Annotated in this window: 8 protein-coding genes; 2 read left to right on the top strand and 6 right to left on the bottom strand. The window is 72.0% G+C overall.

Features of this window, described 5'->3' with window-relative positions; all coding sequences use genetic code 11:
* Window positions 1–44: 44 nt before the first annotated feature.
* The 3 genes from QP939_RS40615 to QP939_RS40605 all read right to left on the bottom strand — a co-directional run bounded on the left by QP939_RS40615 (window position 45) and on the right by QP939_RS40605 (window position 5,424).
* On the bottom strand, window positions 45–2,882 hold the full coding sequence (locus tag QP939_RS40615) for a glycoside hydrolase family 2 TIM barrel-domain containing protein (protein ID WP_285451887.1): 2,838 nt from the start codon (window positions 2,880–2,882) through the stop codon (window positions 45–47).
* Window positions 2,883–2,993: 111 nt separating this feature from the next.
* Window positions 2,994–4,001, bottom strand: a complete 1,008-nt coding sequence (locus QP939_RS40610; protein ID WP_285451886.1) for a LacI family DNA-binding transcriptional regulator — start codon at window positions 3,999–4,001, stop codon at window positions 2,994–2,996.
* A 31-nt stretch (window positions 4,002–4,032) separates the two neighbouring features.
* Window positions 4,033–5,424, bottom strand: a complete 1,392-nt coding sequence (locus QP939_RS40605) for an amino acid permease (RefSeq protein WP_285451885.1) — start codon at window positions 5,422–5,424, stop codon at window positions 4,033–4,035.
* Window positions 5,425–5,583: 159 nt separating this feature from the next.
* Between QP939_RS40605 and QP939_RS40600 the strand changes: the two genes are divergently transcribed.
* Window positions 5,584–6,489: a glutaminase gene (locus QP939_RS40600; protein WP_285451884.1), complete on the top strand. Its 906-nt coding sequence runs from the start codon at window positions 5,584–5,586 to the stop codon at window positions 6,487–6,489.
* A gap of 1 nt (window position 6,490) precedes the next feature.
* On the opposite strand, the gene QP939_RS40595 is transcribed toward QP939_RS40600, so the two are convergent.
* From QP939_RS40595 to QP939_RS40585, 3 genes are all read right to left on the bottom strand, one after another.
* The gene (locus QP939_RS40595; RefSeq protein WP_285451883.1) at window positions 6,491–9,901 is read right to left on the bottom strand and encodes a DEAD/DEAH box helicase; all 3,411 of its coding nucleotides are present in this window, start codon (window positions 9,899–9,901) and stop codon (window positions 6,491–6,493) included.
* A gap of 91 nt (window positions 9,902–9,992) precedes the next feature.
* Window positions 9,993–10,610, bottom strand: coding sequence for a helix-turn-helix transcriptional regulator (locus tag QP939_RS40590; protein ID WP_285451882.1), 618 nt, complete (start codon window positions 10,608–10,610; stop codon window positions 9,993–9,995).
* Window positions 10,607–11,716 carry a threonine synthase gene (locus QP939_RS40585; protein ID WP_285451881.1) on the bottom strand — a complete coding sequence of 370 codons (1,110 nt, stop codon included), beginning with the start codon at window positions 11,714–11,716 and terminating at the stop codon, window positions 10,607–10,609. The genes QP939_RS40590 and QP939_RS40585 overlap by 4 nt, the downstream gene beginning before the upstream one ends.
* Window positions 11,717–12,464: 748 nt before the next feature.
* Between QP939_RS40585 and QP939_RS40580 the strand changes: the two genes are divergently transcribed.
* Window positions 12,465–19,172 (top strand): type I polyketide synthase, encoded by a 6,708-nt coding sequence (locus tag QP939_RS40580; RefSeq protein WP_285451879.1) that lies wholly within the window; start codon window positions 12,465–12,467, stop codon window positions 19,170–19,172.
* Window position 19,173: the final 1 nt, after the last annotated feature.

The raw sequence follows: 19,173 nt of genomic DNA, 5'->3' as shown, positions 1-19,173 counted from the left end.
CGTCGGGGCCTCAACCACACCGCATCCGGCCACGCCCGGATGTCTCAATTTGCGACAGCCACCCGCCGGAACTCCAGCGTGAACGCCGTCTTCTGCGCCACCAGCCGGTACCGCGGCAGCACCCCGGGCCCGCAGGACGCCGTCCCGAGGCCGTGCTGGGCCGTGTCCAGCGTCAAGTGCACCAGGGGGCCCGGGACCAGGTCGTCCGTGTGCCGGGCCGCCTCCAACGCCGCCGTGTCCCAGCGTCGCGCGGTGAACGCGAACTCCGGTTCGCCCGTGATGTGCACGCCCGCGCCGTCCGGGGTCGTGAAGCGGGCCCAGCGCACCGCCGCCCGGTTGCCGTTCTCCTGCGGGTACACGTACGGCGTCTGCAGGCCGTCGACGCTGCTGGAGAACCGCCCGATCCGCGCCGCCTGGCAGCTGTCCGCGTACGCCTCGCCCGGGCCGCCGCCGAACCACTCCGCCGTCCCCAGCTCCGCCGGGACCGCCATCGTCACGCCCAGGCGGGGCAGCGTGCCCGGGTAGTCGTCCGGCGTCACCTCCACCCGGAGGCGGAGACCGTCGTCGAACGCCGTCCACGTGTAGTCCGCGAACAAGCCGAACGCCTGCGCCGGGGGAGCGACGCGCGTCCGCACCACCAGCTCGTCGCCGTCGGCGTCCACCTCGATCACCCGGTGCTGCATCCGGTGCAGCCCCGCTTCCCGCCACTGCGATGCCTCCGCCGGCCCCGGTGACGAACCGCGGTCGTTGTCCGTCGTCGCCCGCCAGACGTCGAGACGCGGACCCCGCACTTCAAGTCCGCCCAGTGCCGTCAGCACCCCTGTCGCCGGGTCAAACTCGCCCGGTCCCAGCACGAGCCGTCCGGCCGTGTGGAACACCGGGCCCCGCGCGGGCCGCACGGGCCGGACGCGGGGCGGTGACACGGGCAGCTGGCCCCAGCCGACCACGTGCCCCGCCGGGGCCCACGACGTCGCGGCGGTCAACGAAGCCGACACCGTCAGCCACGACTCGCCCGAAGTCGTCGGCAACGACGGAAGTGGCACCGAGACGCTCTGTCCGGAATGGACGACCGGGACGTCGAGAACACCCTGCGCAACAGGGATTCCTTCATCCTCGAGCACCCAGGAGAACGTCAGGTGCTCAGTGGACAGGAAATCGTAGTGGTTCGCCACGCGGACGCCGTCCGGGTCGGCGGAGATCCGGACCGGCTCGATGATCTTCGCGTACTCGAGCAGCCCCGGTGACGGTGTCCGGTCCGGGAAGACCAGGCCGTCGATGACGAAGTTGCCGTCGTGGATCGGCTCGCCGAAGTCACCGCCGTAGGCGAAATGACCGTCGGCAGCCAAGCCGTGGTCGATCCATTCCCAGACGAACCCGCCCTGGTAGTTCGGGTACCGCTCGAACAGCTCCCGGTACTCCAGCAGGCTACCCGGCCCGTTGCCCATCGCGTGCGCGTACTCGCACAGCACGAACGGCAGCTCCCGGCGCCGCTCGTTGTCGTCTTCGCGGCGGCCGATCGCGTCCACTTCGGCGTGCGTCGCGTACATGCGACTGTGGACGTCCACATAGGAACAGTCGTGGTCGCCCTCGTAGTGCACCGGCCGCGTCGGGTCCCGGCGCCGCGTCCACTCGGCCATCCGGGCCAGGTTCTCGCCGGTGTGGCTTTCGTTGCCGAGCGACCAGAGGATCACGCTGGGCCGGTTCTTGTCCCGCTCCACCGTGCGCCGCATCCGGTCCAGGTACGCCTCGGCCCACATCGGCTCGCCACTCGGGTTGCGGTCCCAGCCCAGCGGCCCGAAGCCGTGGGTCTCGAGGTCGCACTCGTCGACCACCCAGAGGCCGTAGGCGTCGCACAACTCCAGGAACTCCGGGGCCGGCGGGTAGTGGCTGGTCCGGACGGCGTTGACGTTGTGCCGCTTCATCAGCAGCACGTCCTCGAGCGCGAGCGCGCGGGACACCACCCGGCCGGAACGCGGGTCGTGTTCGTGGCGGTTCACCCCGCGCAGCAGCAGCCGTCGGCCGTTGACCTTGAGCTGCCCGTCCTCGATCGTGACGGTCCGGAACCCGATCCGCACCGGCACCCGTTCGGCCACAGTCGACAGCGTGCCGTCGTAGAGCCGCGGTGACTCCGCGCTCCACGGCTCGACCGGCAGCTCCAGCGGCTCCCCGGCCGGGTGCGCCGTGACGCCGAGTGCGGGAACGTCCAGCACGACGTCCGGTCCGGTCTCGACGCGGATCGTGCCCAGCCCGGTCGTGTGGTCGTAGTCCGCGCGGACCCAGTAGTCGCCGATGCCGCCGGACGGCCGCGCGAGCAGCGTCACCGACCGGAAGATCCCGGACAGCCACCACATGTCCTGGTCTTCGAGGTAGCTGCCCGCCGACCACTGGTGCACGCGCACGACCAGGACGTTGCCGCGTGGCCGCAGCAGCGGGCCGACCTCGAACTCCGACGGCAGCCTGCTGCCCTTCGTCACGCCCAGTTCGGTGCCGTTGAGCCAGATCCGCCCGCACGAGTCGATCCCGTCGAACCGCAGCACGGCGGACCCGGCGGGCCAGCCGCCCGGCAGGTCGAACCGCAGCCGGTGGTCGCCGGTCGGGTTGTCCGACGGCACGTGCGGCGGGTCGACCGGGAACGGGTAGTGCACGTTCGTGTAGGCGGGCTCGCCGTGGCCGTGCAGCTGCCACATCGAGGGCACCGGCAGCTCGTCCCACGCCGAGTCGTCGAAGCCGTCTTCGAAGACGTCCGGGGGAGCGGCGGCGACGCTCGGGGAGAGCCGGAACCGCCAGGTGCCGTCGAGGGACAACGACGGCGCGTCGGAGGTGAAGGCCGCGCGCGGGGGCAGCGAACCGTGGCCGGGGCCCGGATCTTCGACGTACGACATGGAGTCCTTTCAGCCCTCGAGGGCACCGGCGGCGATCGCCCGTGAGCGCTCCCGTGAACGTTCACGGAACGCCCGGAAGTCTGCGTGGCGACGGGACCGGGTGTCAAGGGATCAGGCGGATTCGCGCAGGTGGAGCCGGGCGCGGATGATCAGCTCGCCGGGCTCGAGCGGCTCGGCACCGGTCACGAGCCGGGCCGCCTCTTCGACGGCGAGGGTCCCGAGCGCGCGGGTGTCGATGGCGACGCTGGAGAGCTCCGGCTCGACGAGCGTGCCGAGTGCCAGCCCGTCGAACCCGATCACCGCGAGGTCGGCGGGCACGCGCAGGCCGAACCGGCGGGCTTCCCGCAGGGCGCCGATGGCGATGACGTCGTTGAAGGCGAACACGGCGGTGACGTCGGGGTGGGCGGCGAGCAGGCCGGCGAGCGCGGCGCCCCCGCCGTCGACGGTCTGCGCGGCGCGCGTGATCCACCCCGGCGCGACGGCGAGGCCGTGCTCGGCGGCGGCCCGGCGGAACCAGTGCTGGCGGATGCTCGGCTCGGGACGGCGGTCGTGGTCGAGCATCCCGATCCGCCGGTGGCCGAGGGAGACCAGGTGGGCGACGGCTTCGCGGACGCCGTCCTCGCCGTCGATCGTGATGCCGCTGAACCGCGCGGCGCGGGGCTCGCGGCCGATCAGCACCACCGGGACGCCCGGGGTGAAGCGGTCGAGGTCCTCGTCGGACCGGCTGAAGTAGCCGACGACCGCGTCGACCTGGGTGCCGATCACCCGGAGCGTGGCCAGCTCCTGCTCGGCGTCGTCGGCGGTGTCGTAGACGACGACGTGCCAGCCGCGGGACCGGGCCGCCTCCAGCGCGCCGGAGGCGACCTCGGTGAAGAAGGGGTTGAGCAGGTCCGGCACGACCAGGCCGATCGTGGTGGTGTCCTGCCGGACCAGGCCGCGGGCGAAGCGGCTCGGGCGGTACCCGAGCGCACGGGCGGCGTCGAGGACGCGCTGCTTGGTCGAGCCGTCGATCTCGGCCTTGTCGTTCAGCGCGCGCGACACCGTCTGCCGGGAGACCCCGGCCGAGCGGGCGACGTCGTGGATGGTCACCCGCCGCGGTTCCGTGCTGCTCGAGGACACCCGCTGAGTATGCCCGCCCGCGGCCGGGCCGCTACCCGAGCGGGGTGCGTTCCCGCCGTTTCGCGATGACGCGCCAGCCGACCGCCAGCACCACGGCCAGCACCGGGATCGAGTAGAACGCGATCTTCTCGGCGCCGTCGGAGAAGCCCATCAGCACCACGACCAGCGCCAGGAACGCGAGCGTCGCCCAGCCCGAGTACGGCGCCCACGGCATCCGGTAGGAGGGCCGTTCCAGCTCGCCGCGCAGCGCGGCCTGGCGCAGCCGCATCTGGCAGAACACCAGCGTCGCCCACGTCGTGATCACCCCGAGCGAGGCGATCGCGATGGCGATGTCGAACGCCTCCTTCGGCACGAGGTAGTTGAGCACCACGCCGAAGAGGTAGGCGACCGAGGTGAAGAGGATGCCGCCGTAGGGCACGTGCCTGCTGCTCATCCGGCTGACGAACGACGGCGCTTCGCCCTTCTCGGCCAGCGAGCGCAGGATCCGGCCGGTGGAGTAGAGGCCGGAGTTGACGCTGGAGAGGGCGGCGGTGAGCACGACGGCGTTCATGACGTCGCCGATGCCCGGGATGCCCAGCCGCGAGAAGACGGTCACGAAGGGGCTTTCGTCGCCGTTGTAGAACGGCCAGGGCAGCAGCATCGCCAGCATCAGCACGGACCCGACGTAGAACACGCCGATCCGCCACACGACGCCGTTGATCGCCTTCGGCAGCACCTTGCGGGCGTCCTTGGTCTCGCCGGCCGCGATGCCGACGACCTCGATGGCCGAGTAGGCGAAGATGACCGCCTGCAGCGTCATCAGCGCGATGCCGATGCCGGCCGGGAAGAATCCACTGTGGTCGGTCAGGTTGTGCACGCCGGCGGGCGTGCCGCCGATGTCCGCGCTGCCGATCACCAGGCCGATCGCGGTGACCAGGAAGACCACGATGGCCAGCACCTTGACCACGGAGAACCAGAACTCCAGCTCGCCGAACAGCTTGACGCTCAGCAGGTTCACCGCGAGCAGCACGCCGAGGGCGACGAGCGCGGTGATCCACTGCGGCACGTCCGGCAGCCACTTGTGCACGTAGATCGCCACCGCGGTGATCTCCGCGATGCCGGTCATCGCCCAGTTCACCCAGTACATCCAGCCGGAGGCGAAGCCGGCCCACGGTCCGATGAACTTCCGCGCGTAGGTGACGAAGCTGCCCGAGCTCGGCTCGTGCAGGACGAGCTCGCCGAGGGCGCGCATCACGAAGTAGGCCGCCACCCCGCAGATCGCGTAGGAGAGGATCAGTGACGGGCCGACCTGGTGGAGCTTGCCGCCGGCGCCGAGGAAGAGCCCGACGCCGATCGCGCCGCCGATGGCGATCATCTGCACTTGGCGGTTGCCCAGCGCTTTCGAGTAGCTTTCACCTTTTTCGGTGAGCAGCGAGGAATCCATGGTCCACGGACGCTAGAGCTTGTGCGGCAAGTCACCAAGCACACTAAGGAAGACTTAAGGTGTGCGGGAGATCACGGCGGTGGTTTTCCCGGTATTTCCCGGTTTCGATTTGACAGGGCCGCCCGCGACCCGGCCGGAGGCGGCTTCTAGGCTACGGCCGTGGACCTCGCGGCGCTGCTGGACCGGATCGCCGACGACGTCGCGCCGGAGGTCGGCCGCGGCGCCGTCGCGGACTACATCCCCGCCCTGGCCCGGGTGCGGCCGCGGCAGTTCGGCATGGCGGTGGCCGAAGTGGACGGTGCGGTGCACGGCGTCGGCGACTGGGAGCGCCCGTTCTCGGTGCAGAGCATGTCCAAAGTGTTCACGCTGGCGCTGGTCCTCTCCCGCGGCGACGGCGTGTGGGCCCGGGTGGGCCGTGAGCCGTCAGGCGACCCGTTCAACTCGCTGGTCCAGCTGGAACACGAGGACGGCATCCCGCGCAACCCGTTCATCAACGCGGGAGCCCTGGTGGTGACGGACGAGCTGGCCCGCCACGGCGACGCGGCGGACGCGTTGCTGGCGTTCCTGCGCGAGGAGAGCGGACGGCCGGAGATCGCGGTCGACCCCGAGGTGGCGGCCTCGGAGGCGGGGCACGCGGACCGCAACCGGGCACTGGCGTACTTCATGGCGTCCTACGGCAACATGCGCCACCCGGTGCCCGCGGTGCTCGACCAGTACGTCCGCCAGTGTTCGATCGCGATGAGCTGCGCGGACGTCGCCCGCTCGGCGGTGTTCCTGGCCCGCCACGGAGTCCGCAACGACGGAACCCGCCTGCTGGGGCTGAGCGCGGCGAAGCGCATCAACGCGGTGATGCTGACGTGCGGCACCTACGACGCGGCGGGGGAGTTCGCCTACCGCGTCGGGTTGCCGGGGAAGAGCGGGGTGGGCGGCGGGATCGTCGCGATCGTGCCGGGGCGGTGTGCTGTCTGCGTGTGGAGTCCTGGGTTGGACGCGCGGGGGAACTCCGTGGCGGGGGTGTCCGCCTTGGACCGGTTCACCACGCTGACCGGCTGGTCGATCTTCTGACTCAGCGTTCCGGCAAGGCAGCGGCGAGGACGTCGAAGTACCGCTGGTTCCGCCACCGCTTCCGATCGCCGATCACGTACAGACGACGCTTCGCCCTCGAGACCGCGACGTTGAGCAGGTTGGGCGTTTCCGCGGCCCACCGACGGGCTCGTTCGCTGTTCGCGGCACTGCCCAGCACCAGGACGACGACGTCGGCCTCCTGACCCTGCACCGTGTGGACGGTGCCGACGTTCGTGCGCGCGAACCGGTCGCCGAACGCCCGCCTCGCCACCTGTTTCGCGCCGCTGACGACCGCGCGGAACGGGCTGACGATCCGGATGTCACGAGCGTCCACCCCGTGCGCGCGCAACTCCTCCAGCAGCTGGGCCAGCGCCTCGCCTTCGGCGGGGATCCAGTTGGTGCTGGACTGGCCCGAGGGGACGTCGATCCACCGGTTCCGATCGGGGTAGTCCGGTCGCGGCCCGGTGCCGTAGACCATGAGGGTGCCGCCATAGGCGATCTGGTTCGAGATTTCGAACATCGGCCGATCGCACCTTCGGTGCACGCGCAACGGTGCACCGACCCAGGTCGAACCCTCGCCGACGGGATCGGGCAGGAACGTGCCGTACCTGTTGAGGCGATCGGCGACGCGCTGGGCCGACACGGCATCCGGCAGCCACTCTTCGGCGACTTCATAGCGCTTCAACAGGGCTCGCTGCGCTGTCGAAGGCAAGGTGACGATCGGCTCCAGCTGCTGCGGATCGCCCACGATCACGGCACGGCGAGCACGCCAGAGGCCTCCGGCGACCTGCTGGGGCGCCGCCTGGCCCGCTTCGTCGACGAACAACCAGCCCAGTGCCTCGCGTCCCAATCGACCGAAGAGCCGGGGCAGGGACGCGAACGTCGTGGAGATCACCGGCACCACGAGGAACAGCGTTTGCCAGACGGCGAGCAGCGCGGGGTCGGTGAGGGCGGGGTTCCCGCTGAGCACCGCCTCGGCGGCAGTCAGGTTGTCGCGCATCGGCGCTCCGGCCCTGACGACGAATTCTTTGTGCAGCCGGAGGGCTTCGAGCGTGACCCGGTTGCGAGCGGCCGTGAACTCGGGGTCGGCCCAGGGCGTGCCCAGCTGGAACGCGTCCTGGTCGGCGCCGGGCGCCGGCGGTTCGGGAAGGCAGCCGGGCCACCGATCCCGTGCTTCCGCGAGCGCGGTGGTGACCGTGGCGAGCACGGCGGCGGCGTGGTCTCGGGCGGCAGTCTGTTCCTGGAGCCGAGCCGTCAGTGCGGCACCTTCGGCGTTCAGCTGGTGAAGTGCCGCGGTCCACTGGCCGAGCACGTGCTCCGCCTGGTCACGGGCGGCTTTGAGGCGTCGGTGTTCGGCGTCCCACTCGCGCCCGGCCCGGAACAACGTCGACAGGGAAACCCAGAAACCGGGCTTGTCCCCGCGGTGGTCGTGGTGCGCGGTCGCGGCGCGCCGCAGTTCGGCCGAGGCCGCGGCGTGACCGTGGTGGATCCGCGCGGACTGGTCCCGCAGGGCGGTTTCCTGGTGCCGGAGCTGAACCAGAGCCGCGTCGGCCGCGCGGAGCCCGCGTTCGATGTCCGGCCGTTCCCGCAAGGCACGCGCCACCTCGGCGCGTTCTGCCGCCAGCCTCGTGACGAGTGCCTCGGCGTCCCGGAACCGCGTCACCGCCTCCTGCCAGGTCCCGGCAGCGCTGGGTTCGTCGCGGGCGCGGCGGAGGATCTTCTGCATCCCCTGGACGTCTTCGGCGGGCGGTCCGCTGTCCGCGGAGGCACGGGCACGACCGGCTTCGTCGCCCCACCAGAACCGTTTGGCGAACACGCCGCAGTTCTTCCGGCTGCCGAGCGTGGCGGCCAGCAACCCCCACGCCGGGGCGTCGAGGACGTGGGAGGCGAGGTCGGTGAAGTAGTCGGCAGCGGTCGCGTCGGCCTCGGCGCCGGCCACGGCCGCGAGGCCCGGGATCTCGGCGGTGACGTTGGCGGCGGCGGTGTTCCCCGCCGTGGCGACCAGGATTTCGGCTCCGGTCACCGAGGCGGCCAGGCGACGGACCGGCACGGAATACCGGTCGTTGATCTTCACCCGCTCGATCTCGCCGGTGAACGCGTCGGCCGGGTTCGACAGGTTCGCCAGCGCACGGGCCCGGGTGACGACGATCGCGGCGATGACGTCCCGGAGCAGGGTGGTCTTGCCGGTACCGGGAGGCCCGTTGACCGCGAACACCCCGGCACCGTCCCCGAGATCGGCCATGATGCGGTCGACCGCGAACTGCTGGCTCAGCACCAACGGCTTGGTGACCGCTCCGGGCCAGCGCCCGGTCGGCTGGGCCGGCGGTTCGACTCCCTCGATCACCGCATGCGGCCGGTCGCGGACATCGATGCGCTCGACGTGCCGAGCCGAAGAGCCGCTTTCCAGGTAGCTCCGGAGCCCGATCCCGATGTCGTCGCGCCGGACCGCTCGTTCGATCTTCGCGAGGTCGTCGGCGATGAAGCTGTTCAAGAAGGTCTGGTCGGCCGCTTCGGCGGAGTTCTTGACGCGGACCTTCGTGCACTGGATGCGGATTCCCTGTGGGGCCAGGACGTCGGCGACGCCCAGCGCCGCGGCGAGTTCGGCGGCGAATTCGTGGAGGGCCTCCGCGGTGAGCGAGAACCGGGGCGCCCGCGGCTCGGTGCTCCCGTCGGCGGGGGCCACGGCTTCCTTCTTCGGAAGAGTCAGCAGCTTCTCGGCGAAAGTGCCGGCGACCGCACCGGCGATGCCGCCGACGACCGGGCCGGCGACCGACCCCACGGCGGCGGCCGCGGCCGTGGTGACCGCCGCACCCGTGGCCTTCGCCCCGGCGCCGGCCGCGTCGATGGCCGCTTTCTTCGCGTGTTCGCCGAGCGCCCGCACCGCCGAACCCGGCCCCGGCGGCGAATCCGTCTCGGGTTTCGGGGGCGCCAGCCGGTCGAGGCCGGCCGCGAAGGCCTGGTTCTCGCGTTCGAAACCGTCGAGCCAACTCGGCGAGCCCGGTCCGGGGTCGCCGAGCCTGCCGAGAGCCCAGGCGCACGTCGACAACGTCCCGGAGTTTTCGACCACGAAGCCGTCCGCGTCGACCGAAAGCGCGAACAGAGCGGCATAGCCGCCCTTCCGCGCTTCGGCGGGCTTGTCGTCGTCCCCGAACGCACGCGAAAGAGCGTCGCGGATCGACGAGAGGTCGTACATGCCGCCGTAGACCGTGAACTGCCAGGCGAGGTGAGCGGGCAGGGGCTCGGCGGTGAGGGGGTGCCCCCGCTCCCACGGCGTGATCTCGTCGGCGTCGAGGTCGAACACCCGCTGTTCGGCGTCGCGTCCGCCGCGTTCGACCTTCGGCACGGTGGACGGGCTGAGCATCTCGACCGCACGCCAAAACCCCACGGTGCGCGCAGAGTCGTCCCGCTGCATGAGTCCCCCTCACGTCTGTGGCAGGGGTCACTGTACGCCATCTCCGTCACAGCGGGTCACCGACCGGGTGACCCACGTCAGTGCGACTGACTCAGCGCAGGTAGTTGTAGACGCTGGCGCGAGAGATCCCGAGCAGGTCGGTCAACGCGGGCACGGCGTTCTTCAGCTCCAGAAACCCGCGCGCCTTCAACGACCGCACCAACTCCTTCTTCGCCGCCGTCGGCAGGGTTCGCGGGGTGTGGCCGCGCTCGGTCGCGTAGTCCTCCACCAGTGCTCGCAGCTCGTCGCTCGTCCTGGCGCGCAACGTCTCCGCCAGCGGGGGCGGGTCGTCCGTGCGGGCCAAGCGCGTCAGCGCCTGTGCCGCCGAACCGAGCAGGGACACGTCGAGGTTGAGGCACAACGCCGCCACGTACTCGCCTTCCGCGTTGCGGATGCCGATCGACGTGCTCTTCGCCGGGCGGCCGTCCGGGAAGCGGTTCGGGTAGTTCTGCAGCACGTCCGGGAAGCCCGGGTCGGCGATGCGCGCCAGGCCCAGCTCGGTCGCCGGGTCGCCGACCGCGCGGCCGGACAGCCCGCCCTCGATCGCGCGGACCGCGTGGGCCGGGTCGCGCAGGTCGTGCAGGACCACCTCGCACAACCCCGGGAACATCCGGCCGACCGCGTGCGCGATCTTCTCGGCCTCGCGCAGCAGCAGCTCGTCCTCGGTCATCCGATCAGCTCCCGCAGCTTGTCCGGCGCCTTCAACCCGGACCCGGTCAGCACCACGACCGTGGTCTCGCCCGGCCGGATCGCGCCGCGCTCGCGGAAGACGTCGATCGCCGCGGCGGCGGTCGCGCTGGTCGGTTCCGCGTACAGCCCCGCTGACGCGAGGCGGCGGGCGGCCGTCGCGATGGTGTCCTCGTCGATCGCCGCCGTGTCGCCGCCCGACCGGCGGATCGCCGCGACGACCTCCGGGAGCCGCACCGGGTGGCGGATCGCCGTGCCCTCGGCGACCGTCGGCGCGAACGGCGGAGGCTCCCGGTCGTGGACGGCCGCGTCGATGGGGGAGCAGTTGCGCGGCTGCGCGACGAGCAGGCGCGGCCGCCGGGTGATCGACCCGGCCGCCAGGAGCTCGCCGAACCCGAGGTCGCAGCCGAGCACGAGGCTGCCCGCGCCGGCCACCGTGACGACCGCGTCCGGCGCGCGGAAGCCGAGGTCCTCCCACAGCTCGTAGGCCAGCGTCTTGGTGCCCTGCAGGAAGAAGGGGTGCCAGTTGTGGCTCGCGTAAGTCGTCCGCGCGGACCGGCGGACGGCTTCGGCGGCCGTGTCGTCGCGCGTGCCCGGGACCAGTTCGACCGTCGCGCCGTACGCCCGGGTCTGCAGCACCTTCGCGGCCGACGTCCCCTCAGGGGCCAACACGGTCGCCGCGATCCCGGCGGCGGCGCTGTAAGCCGCGACTGACGAGCCGCCGTTGCCCGAACTGTCCTCCAGCAGTTCCGTCACGCCCGCTCCGGCCAGCGCGGAGACCATCACGCTCGAGCCGCGGTCCTTGAAGCTGCCGGTCGGGCTGAACCACTCGAGCTTGAACCCGACCTCGACGTCGCCCCAGCGCTGCGGGACGAGCGGAGTCCGGCCTTCGCCGAGCGAGACGGGCCGCAGGTCGCCGGGCAGGGCGGCCCGGTACCGCCAGAGCGAGCGGACGCCGGTGTCGACGTCGCCGGGGCGCAGGCCCGCCAGCGGCTCGACGGTCAGCGGGGCGCCGTCGTCGCCGCGCCACCGCAGCGGGTCACCCGGGTAGCGCGTTCCCGAGCGCTCGTCGGTGTACCAGTACTCCACGACCACCCCTCACGTTGGACATCGAGTCCAAGCATAGACGATCCGTCTAATGTTACCGACAGGTACGCGAATGCCTTTCAGGTCCGTCTCAGGAAAATTTGTCACGAAGTTCGAGGTTTTCGACCGCTGGGCGCTGTGCGGGCAGCTTGGGATACCGAAGGTGTCCGGTCGAATACCGGCCGTCGTCCGGCTCGTCCGGCGGGACGGGCGCTGTCGTGGGTCGTTCGTACCCGCTGGTCGTGGATCGTGTGAGCACGCGAAACCCGGGCGCGCCCTGAATCCACAGTGGACCCATGCGTGGACGGGTGTGGCTCGCCCGGGCTTTTCGTCCCTACTTTCGGCTGTGGGTAAAAGTGCCGGGTGAGCATTAGGCGTCACTCGCCAGAAATGCCGTGCAAAAGGAATGGCGAAAATGGTCGCGCGTCGCCGCCGGATTTACTGTGGCGACACTTGTTCGTGGTGTCCGGGAAACAGTGGACCCTTCGGATGGCGTGGTCCGGTGTGGGCAGGGGCGCTGCGTCCACCGGGTGAGAAGCCTTGCTCCATCCGGGGTGTATGCCATGCGGACCACAGGCTTCCACCTGGTGGTACATGACGTACACGTTAATTCTTGCGCTCTTCGCCAGGTCCGTCCGGCATTTTCTGAACGAGCCGCACTAAATCGCGGTGGGTTGTTGACGGAACGGAGTGGAGCCGCTTAAGTAACACCCCGTTGCTGATCACCCTTTCGTGCATAGCGGGAGTTCCCATGCGTGTCTCGAAAGACGACCGCGTCCCGGTCGTCGCCGTGTCGCCACTGCGGTGGCCGTCGGCGCGCGGGGTCGCGGCCGCCGCGCGCGGGGGCGGGCTCGGCGTGCTCGACCTGACCGGCGGCACCGCCGCCGCGGACGAACTCGCGCTGCTGGTGGAATGGAACGTCCCCGAGTTCGGCGTCCGGCTCACGACGCCGCCCGCGGAGCTGCCCGATGCCGCGACCACCGTCGTGCTCACCGAAGACTCCCCGGGTACGGCGCGGGACTTCCCCGGACGCCGCGTCCTGGCCGAGGTCACCTCGCGCGCCGGGGCGGCCCGGGCGGTCGCCGACGGCGCACACGGGCTGATCGCGCGCGGGCACGAATGCGGTGGCCGGGTGGGGGAGCTGAGCACGTTCGTGCTGCTCCAGGCCCTCCTCGACGACTTTGACGTCCCGGTGTGGGCCGCGGGCGGGATCGGACCGCACACCGCCGCGGCGGCGATCGCGGGCGGCGCGGCCGGGGTCGTCGTCGACACCCAGCTCGCCCTGCTGCCGGAAGCCGAGCTGCCGTCGGCGCTCACCGCGGCCCTGACCGGCCTCGACGGCTCCGAAACGACCTTTGTGGACGGTGTACGGGTCCTGTCCCGGCGGGGCGCCGAGCCGGTCGAAGTCGGCCAGGACGTCTTCCTCGCTACGAGGTTCCGGGACCGTTGGGGCACGGTGACCGCGGCCGTGCGCGGCCTGCGCGACGCCGTCGACGAGGCCTTGCGGACCGAGACCCGGATCCTCGGGCCCGGGAGCGCGGGCAGCCGCGCACTCGGCACGGCGCTGCCGGTCGCGCAGGGCCCGATGACGCGCGTTAGCGACCAGCCCGCGTTCGCCGCCGCGGTGGCCGCGGGCGGCGCCCTGCCGTTCGTCGCACTGGCCTTGTCCGGCCCGGACCAGACCCGCGATGTGCTGGAACGCACTCGCGAAGCGGTCGGCGACGCGCCGTGGGGCGTGGGGGTCCTGGGGTTCGCGGCCGACGACGTCAAAGCCGCGCAGCTCGACGTCATCCGCGACGTGCGGCCCACCCACGCGATCATCGCGGGCGGCCGCCCGGCACAGGCCGCGGCCCTGGAGGACGCCGGGATCTCGACGTTTCTGCACGTGCCGTCGCCCGGGCTGCTGCGGCAGTTCCTGGCGGCCGGGGCGCGCAAGTTCGTCTTCGAGGGCTCGGAGTGCGGCGGGCACGTCGGGCCGCGCACCAGTTTCGCGTTGTGGGAAGCGCAGCTCGGTGTCCTCGCGGAGTACCCCGACGCGGACCTTCAGCTCCTGTTCGCGGGCGGCGTCCACGACGAGCGCTCGGCCGCGATGGTGGCCGCGCTCGCCGCGCCGGTGGCGGCTCGCGGCGCGGCGGTCGGCGTCTTGATGGGCACCGCCTACCTGTTCACCCGCGAGGCCGTCGACGCGGGCGCCGTGCTCCCGGTGTTCCAGCGCGAGCTCCTGGCCGCGCGGCACACCGACCTGCTGGAGACCGCGCCCGGCCACGCCACCCGCTGCGTCCGGAGCCCGTTCACGGTGGAGTACGCGGCGGTCAAGGCGGACCTCGCCGAGCGGGGCGTGCCGAGCCGCGACGCGTGGGAACAGCTGGAGACGCTCAACGTCGGGCGGCTTCGCCTGGCGAGCAAGGGGATCGAGCGCGTCGGCGCCGAGCTGCGCGCGGTGGCGGAGGACCGGCAGCTCGCCGAGGGCATGTTCATGGCCGGTGAGGTCGCGGTGCTGCGCTCGGCCGTCACCACGATCGCGGACCTGCACCACGCCGTCGGCGAGGGCGCGCACGAGTTCCTGCGCGCCCGGGCCGCGTCCTTCGGCGGCGCCACGCCGGAGCCGCCCGCACCCGAACCGCTGGACGTCGCGATCGTCGGCATGGCCTGCATGTTCCCGCAGGCCCCGGACCTGGCCGCGTTCTGGGCGAACGTGCTGTCCGGAGTGGACGCCGTCACCGAGGTGCCGCCGCGGCGCTGGGACGTCGGCCTGTACTACGACCGCGACGGCCAGGGCGAGCGGACGCCGTCGCGGTGGGGCGGGTTCCTGCCGGAGATCGGGTTCGACCCGCTGCAATACGGCATCCCGCCGTCGTCGCTGGCCAGCATCGAGCCGGTGCAGCTGCTGGCGCTGGAGGCCGCGCACCGGGCGCTCGTGGACGCCGGTTACGGGGACCGCGCGTTCGACCGGGCCCGGACGTCGGTGGTGTTCGGCGCCGAGGCGGGCAGTGACCTGTCGAACGCGATGACGCTGCGGACCGTGCTGCCGTCCTATGTGGGCGAACTGCCGTCCGAACTGGACGAACGGCTGCCGCGGCTCACCGAGGACTCCTTCCCGGGGGTGCTGGCCAACGTCATCGCCGGGCGGATCGCCAACCGGCTCGACCTCGGCGGGGCGAACTACACCGTCGACGCCGCCTGCGCTTCGTCGCTGACCGCGGTCGACGTCGCCTGCAAGGAGCTGACCGCCGGCACCAGCGACCTCGTCCTCTGCGGCGGCGCGGACCTGCACAACGGCATCAACGACTACCTGCTGTTCGCCTCGGCGCACGCCCTCTCGCCGACGGGCCGGTCGGCGACGTTCGACAGCGCGGCCGACGGCATCGCGCTCGGCGAAGGCGTCGCGTGCGTGGCGTTGAAGCGGCTCGCCGACGCCGAACGGGACGGCGACCGCGTGTACGCCGTGATCAAGGGCGTCGGCGCGGCTTCCGACGGGCGGGCGCTGGGGCTGACGGCGCCGCGGCCGGAGGGCCAGCACACCGCGCTGACCCGCGCTTACCGCAACGCCGGGGTGTCGCCCGCGCGCGTCGGGCTGGTCGAGGCGCACGGGACCGGCACCATCGTCGGCGACCGGACCGAGCTGGCCACACTGACGAAGGTGTTCACCGAGGCGGGCGCGTCTCCGGGTGGCTGCACGATCGGGTCGGTCAAGTCGCAGATCGGGCACACGAAGTGCGCCGCGGGACTGGCCGGGCTGATCAAGACCGCACTGGCTCTGCACACCGGCGTCAAGCCGCCGACGCTGCACGTCTCCTCGCCGAACCCGGGGTGGGACCCTTCGACGAGCCCGTTCGTGTTCCGGTCGGCCGCGCAGCCGTGGGCCGCGCCGCCCGCCGAGCGGATCGCCGGGGTCAGCGCGTTCGGCTTCGGGGGCACCAACTTCCACGTGGTGCTCGCCGCGCACGACGGCGTCCCGCCTGCTCAGACGGCCGACGAATGGCCCGCCGAGCTGTTCACCTTCGCCACGGAGTCGGCGGCCCAGGAGTTGCTTGGCTTGGTTTCGGAAGGTCCGTGGCGGCTGCGGGACCTGGCGTTGGCCGCGTCCCGGCGGGCGCAAGGACGACCGGTACGGCTCGCCGTCGTGGCGTCCACTGTGGAGGAACTGACCGGACTGCTGCGGCGCGCGCTGTCCGGTGAGGACGGCCCCGGGGTGTTCCGCGCGGACGACGCGGAGCCCGGCTCGGTCGCCGTCCTGTTCCCGGGCCAGGGGAGCCAGCGGCCGGGGATGTTCGCCGAGCTGTTCGTCGCGTTCCCCGAGCTGCAGCGGTACCTGCGGCTGGATCCGGCGACGGCGTCGGTGGTGTACGGCCCGGCGGTGTTCGAGGAGGACGAGCGGCGGGCGGCTGCCGCTCGCGTCACCGACACCCGCGTCGCGCAGCCCGCGCTCGGGATGGCCGGGCTGGCCGCGTTCCGGCTGCTGACCCGGGCGGGGGTGCGGCCCGCGATGCTGGGCGGGCACAGTTACGGCGAGCTGACGGCGCTGGCCGCGGCGGGCGCGTTGACCCCGGAGGCGTTGCTGCACGCGAGCCACGCGCGGGCGGCGGCGATCCTCGACGCGGTGCCCGCCGGGGATCCGGGGGCGATGGCCGCGGTCGCGGCGTCGGCCGCCGAGGTGCGCGCGGTGGTGTCCGACGTGGTACTGGCGAACCACAACTCGCCTCGTCAGACGGTGATCTCGGGCGCGACGGCTGCGGTGGAGGCCGCGGTTTCGCGGCTGCGGGCGGCCGGTCTCGGAGTGAAGCCGCTGCCGGTCGCGTGCGCGTTCCACAGCCCGCTGGTCGCTCCGGCCGGGGAGGCGTTGGGCCGCGCCTTGGACGCGATCGGCGTCGTGACGCCTTCCGTGCCGGTGTATGCGAACCGGACGGCGGCGCCGTACCCGGCGGATCCGGACGGGATCCGGGGCGAGCTGGCCGCGCAGGTGGGGGCGCCGGTGCGGTTCGTCGAGCAGGTCGAGGCGATGTACGCGGCCGGGGCGCGGGTGTTCGTCGAGGCGGGGCCGGGTGCGGTGCTGTCCGGGCAGATCGCGGCGATCCTCGGCGACCGTCCCCATCGGACGGTCGGGTTCGAGCAGGCGGGCCGCCGAGGGGTGCCGGGCTTCCTCGACGTGCTGGCCCGGCTGACGGTGGCGGGGGTGCCGGTCGAGACGGAGTGGTTGTTCCGTGGCCGCGACGCCGTGACGGTGCCGCCTGAGCGTCCTGGTTGGACGGTGGATGGGCACTTGGTCCGGGCGGCGGATGGTTCGATCCCGGCTGGTGGTTTGCGTCCGGCCGAGCGGGTCTCGCTTGGTTCTCCGGCTTCGGCTCCATCATCTTCGGAGGCGATGATTGCCGACTTCCTGCGGACGAGCCGGGAGATGATCGCGGCCCAGCGGGATGTTCTTCTGGGCTTCTTCGGCGGTGAGGCGCCGGTGATCGAGTCGCCGCCGGTGGTGGTTCCGGCCGCGCGGACCGTGCTCGAGACGATCGTGGAGGTGATCGGGGAGCGGACGGGCTATCCGGTGGAGATGATCGAGCCGGACCTGGATCTGGAAGCTGATTTGAGTGTGGACTCGATCAAGAGGGCGGAGATCGCGGGCGAACTGGCGGCCCGGCTGGGGGCCGGGGACGTGGAGGAGCTGGCGAAGGCCCGCACGGCGGCGGCGATCGCCCAGCTGGTCGGGGAGGAGCGCCCCAATGTGGCCTTGGTTGCGTCTGACGCACCGAAGGCCGCCTTGGGTGCGTCTCACGCACCGAAGGCCACATTGGGGCGCTCGGTGCTGGAGGTCGTGGTCGAGGTGATCGGGGAGCGGACCGGCTATCCGGTGGAGATGATCGAGCCGGACCTCGATCTGGAAGCTGATTTGAGTGTGGACTCGATCAAGCAGGCGGAGATCGCCGGTGAGCTGGCCGCTCGGCTGGGTGCCGGGGATGTGGAGGCGGTCGCGAAGGCCCGGACCGCGGCCGGGATCGCCGACGTGCTCGGAGGGGCTGGAGCGGACCGCACCGGGGTGGCTGAGCCTGGCGGGGTAGCTGAGGCAGTGGTAGGTCTCGCGCGGTCGGCGGGGCCCACCGAGTCGGCCGAGCCGGTCATCGTCGCACCCAAGCGGTACGTCCTGGCTGAAGTCGACCTGCCTCCCGCGGCAGCGCCCGACATCTCCGGCCGCCGCTTCCTCATCCTCGGCGCCGGGACCTTCGCCGAGGCCGTCCGCACAGAGCTGACCGACCACGGAGCCACCGCCGAGATCGGAGACGATGTCCGTCCCGGCTTCGACGGCTACCTCCACCTCCCCGCCACCGAGACCGTCCTCCCGGCCGCCTTCCCGCTCTACAAAGCCGCCCTCGCCACCCGGCCACGGTGGCTGCTCACGGCCGGACCCGCCAAAGGCCTCCGCGGTTTCTACCGCAGCATCTCCCGCGAATACCCCGACACGATCGCCCGGGTCGTGGAAAACCCCAACCCCGCAGAGCTCGTCGCGGAGCTGTCCACGGTGGACCGCGAGCCAGTCGTGATCCGGGCCGAAAACCGCCGCATAGGGCTCAAAGCCACCGAAGAAGGACTCGGTCTCCTCGGCACCAGCGGCGCTGGTCCGGCCGGGGACGGCGCAGCCGAGGCAGCAGCGATCGGCCTGGACCGGGAATCCGTTGTCCTGCTCGTCGGCGGCGGCAAGGGCATCACCGCCCGGTTCGCCGCCGCCCTCGCCGGAGCCGCGCGCTGCCGCATCGAACTGCTCGGGCGGACCCCGGTCGCGAATGACGACCTTCCCGACGAACAGAACCTCCGTGCCGCCCTCATCGACCGCGGGATGCGGCACCCCGCCGAGATCGAAAAAGCCGTCCGCCGGATCACCGGTGAACGTGAGATCCGCCGGACCCTCCGGAAACTCGACGAACTCGGCAGCCCGGCCCGCTACCAGTCCGTCGACATGCTCGACGCCGAGGCCGTCCACCGCGCGGTCAAGGAGATCCACGCCGAGCACGGCCGCCTCGACGGGATCGTCTACGCCGCCGGGGTCATCGAAGACAAGCTCGTCGCCGACAAGACCCCGGAGTCCTTCGCCCGCGTCTACACCACCAAAGCCGACGGCGCCCGGACCCTCCTCGAAGCCACGGCCGACCTGCCGGACGAGCCGAAGTTCGTCGTCCTCTTCGGCAGCATCGCCGCCGCGCTCGGGAACCGGGGGCAGGCCGACTACGCCGCCGCCAACGACGCTCTCGAACACCTCGGCAGGCGGTGGCCCGCCGGACGCGCCGTCACCGTCCACTGGGGACCGTGGGCGCCCTCCGGCAGCGGCATGGTCACCCCCGAGCTCATGCGCGAGTACGCCCGCCGCGGCGTCGCGCTCATCGATCCCGACGAAGGCGCCCTCGGCCTCCTGCGCGAGCTCGCCTGGGGCCGTCCGGACACCGACGTCGTCGTCCACACCGCTTCCGGGTGGTGAC

Source organism: Amycolatopsis nalaikhensis (genome assembly GCF_030264295.1).
Lineage (GTDB): Bacteria > Actinomycetota > Actinomycetes > Mycobacteriales > Pseudonocardiaceae > Amycolatopsis > Amycolatopsis nalaikhensis.
Note: the sequence above shows the minus strand (reverse complement) of the source record. Positions and strands in the feature narration are given on the sequence as shown.

Coding starts and splice junctions, on each gene's coding strand:
- QP939_RS40615 (WP_285451887.1), bottom strand. CDS start 2,882: ATGTCGTACGTCGAAGATCCGGGCCCCGGCCACGGTTCGCTGCCCCCG.
- QP939_RS40605 (WP_285451885.1), bottom strand. CDS start 5,424: ATGGATTCCTCGCTGCTCACCGAAAAAGGTGAAAGCTACTCGAAAGCG.
- QP939_RS40595 (WP_285451883.1), bottom strand. CDS start 9,901: ATGCAGCGGGACGACTCTGCGCGCACCGTGGGGTTTTGGCGTGCGGTC.
- QP939_RS40590 (WP_285451882.1), bottom strand. CDS start 10,610: ATGACCGAGGACGAGCTGCTGCTGCGCGAGGCCGAGAAGATCGCGCAC.
- QP939_RS40580 (WP_285451879.1), top strand. CDS start 12,465: ATGCGTGTCTCGAAAGACGACCGCGTCCCGGTCGTCGCCGTGTCGCCA.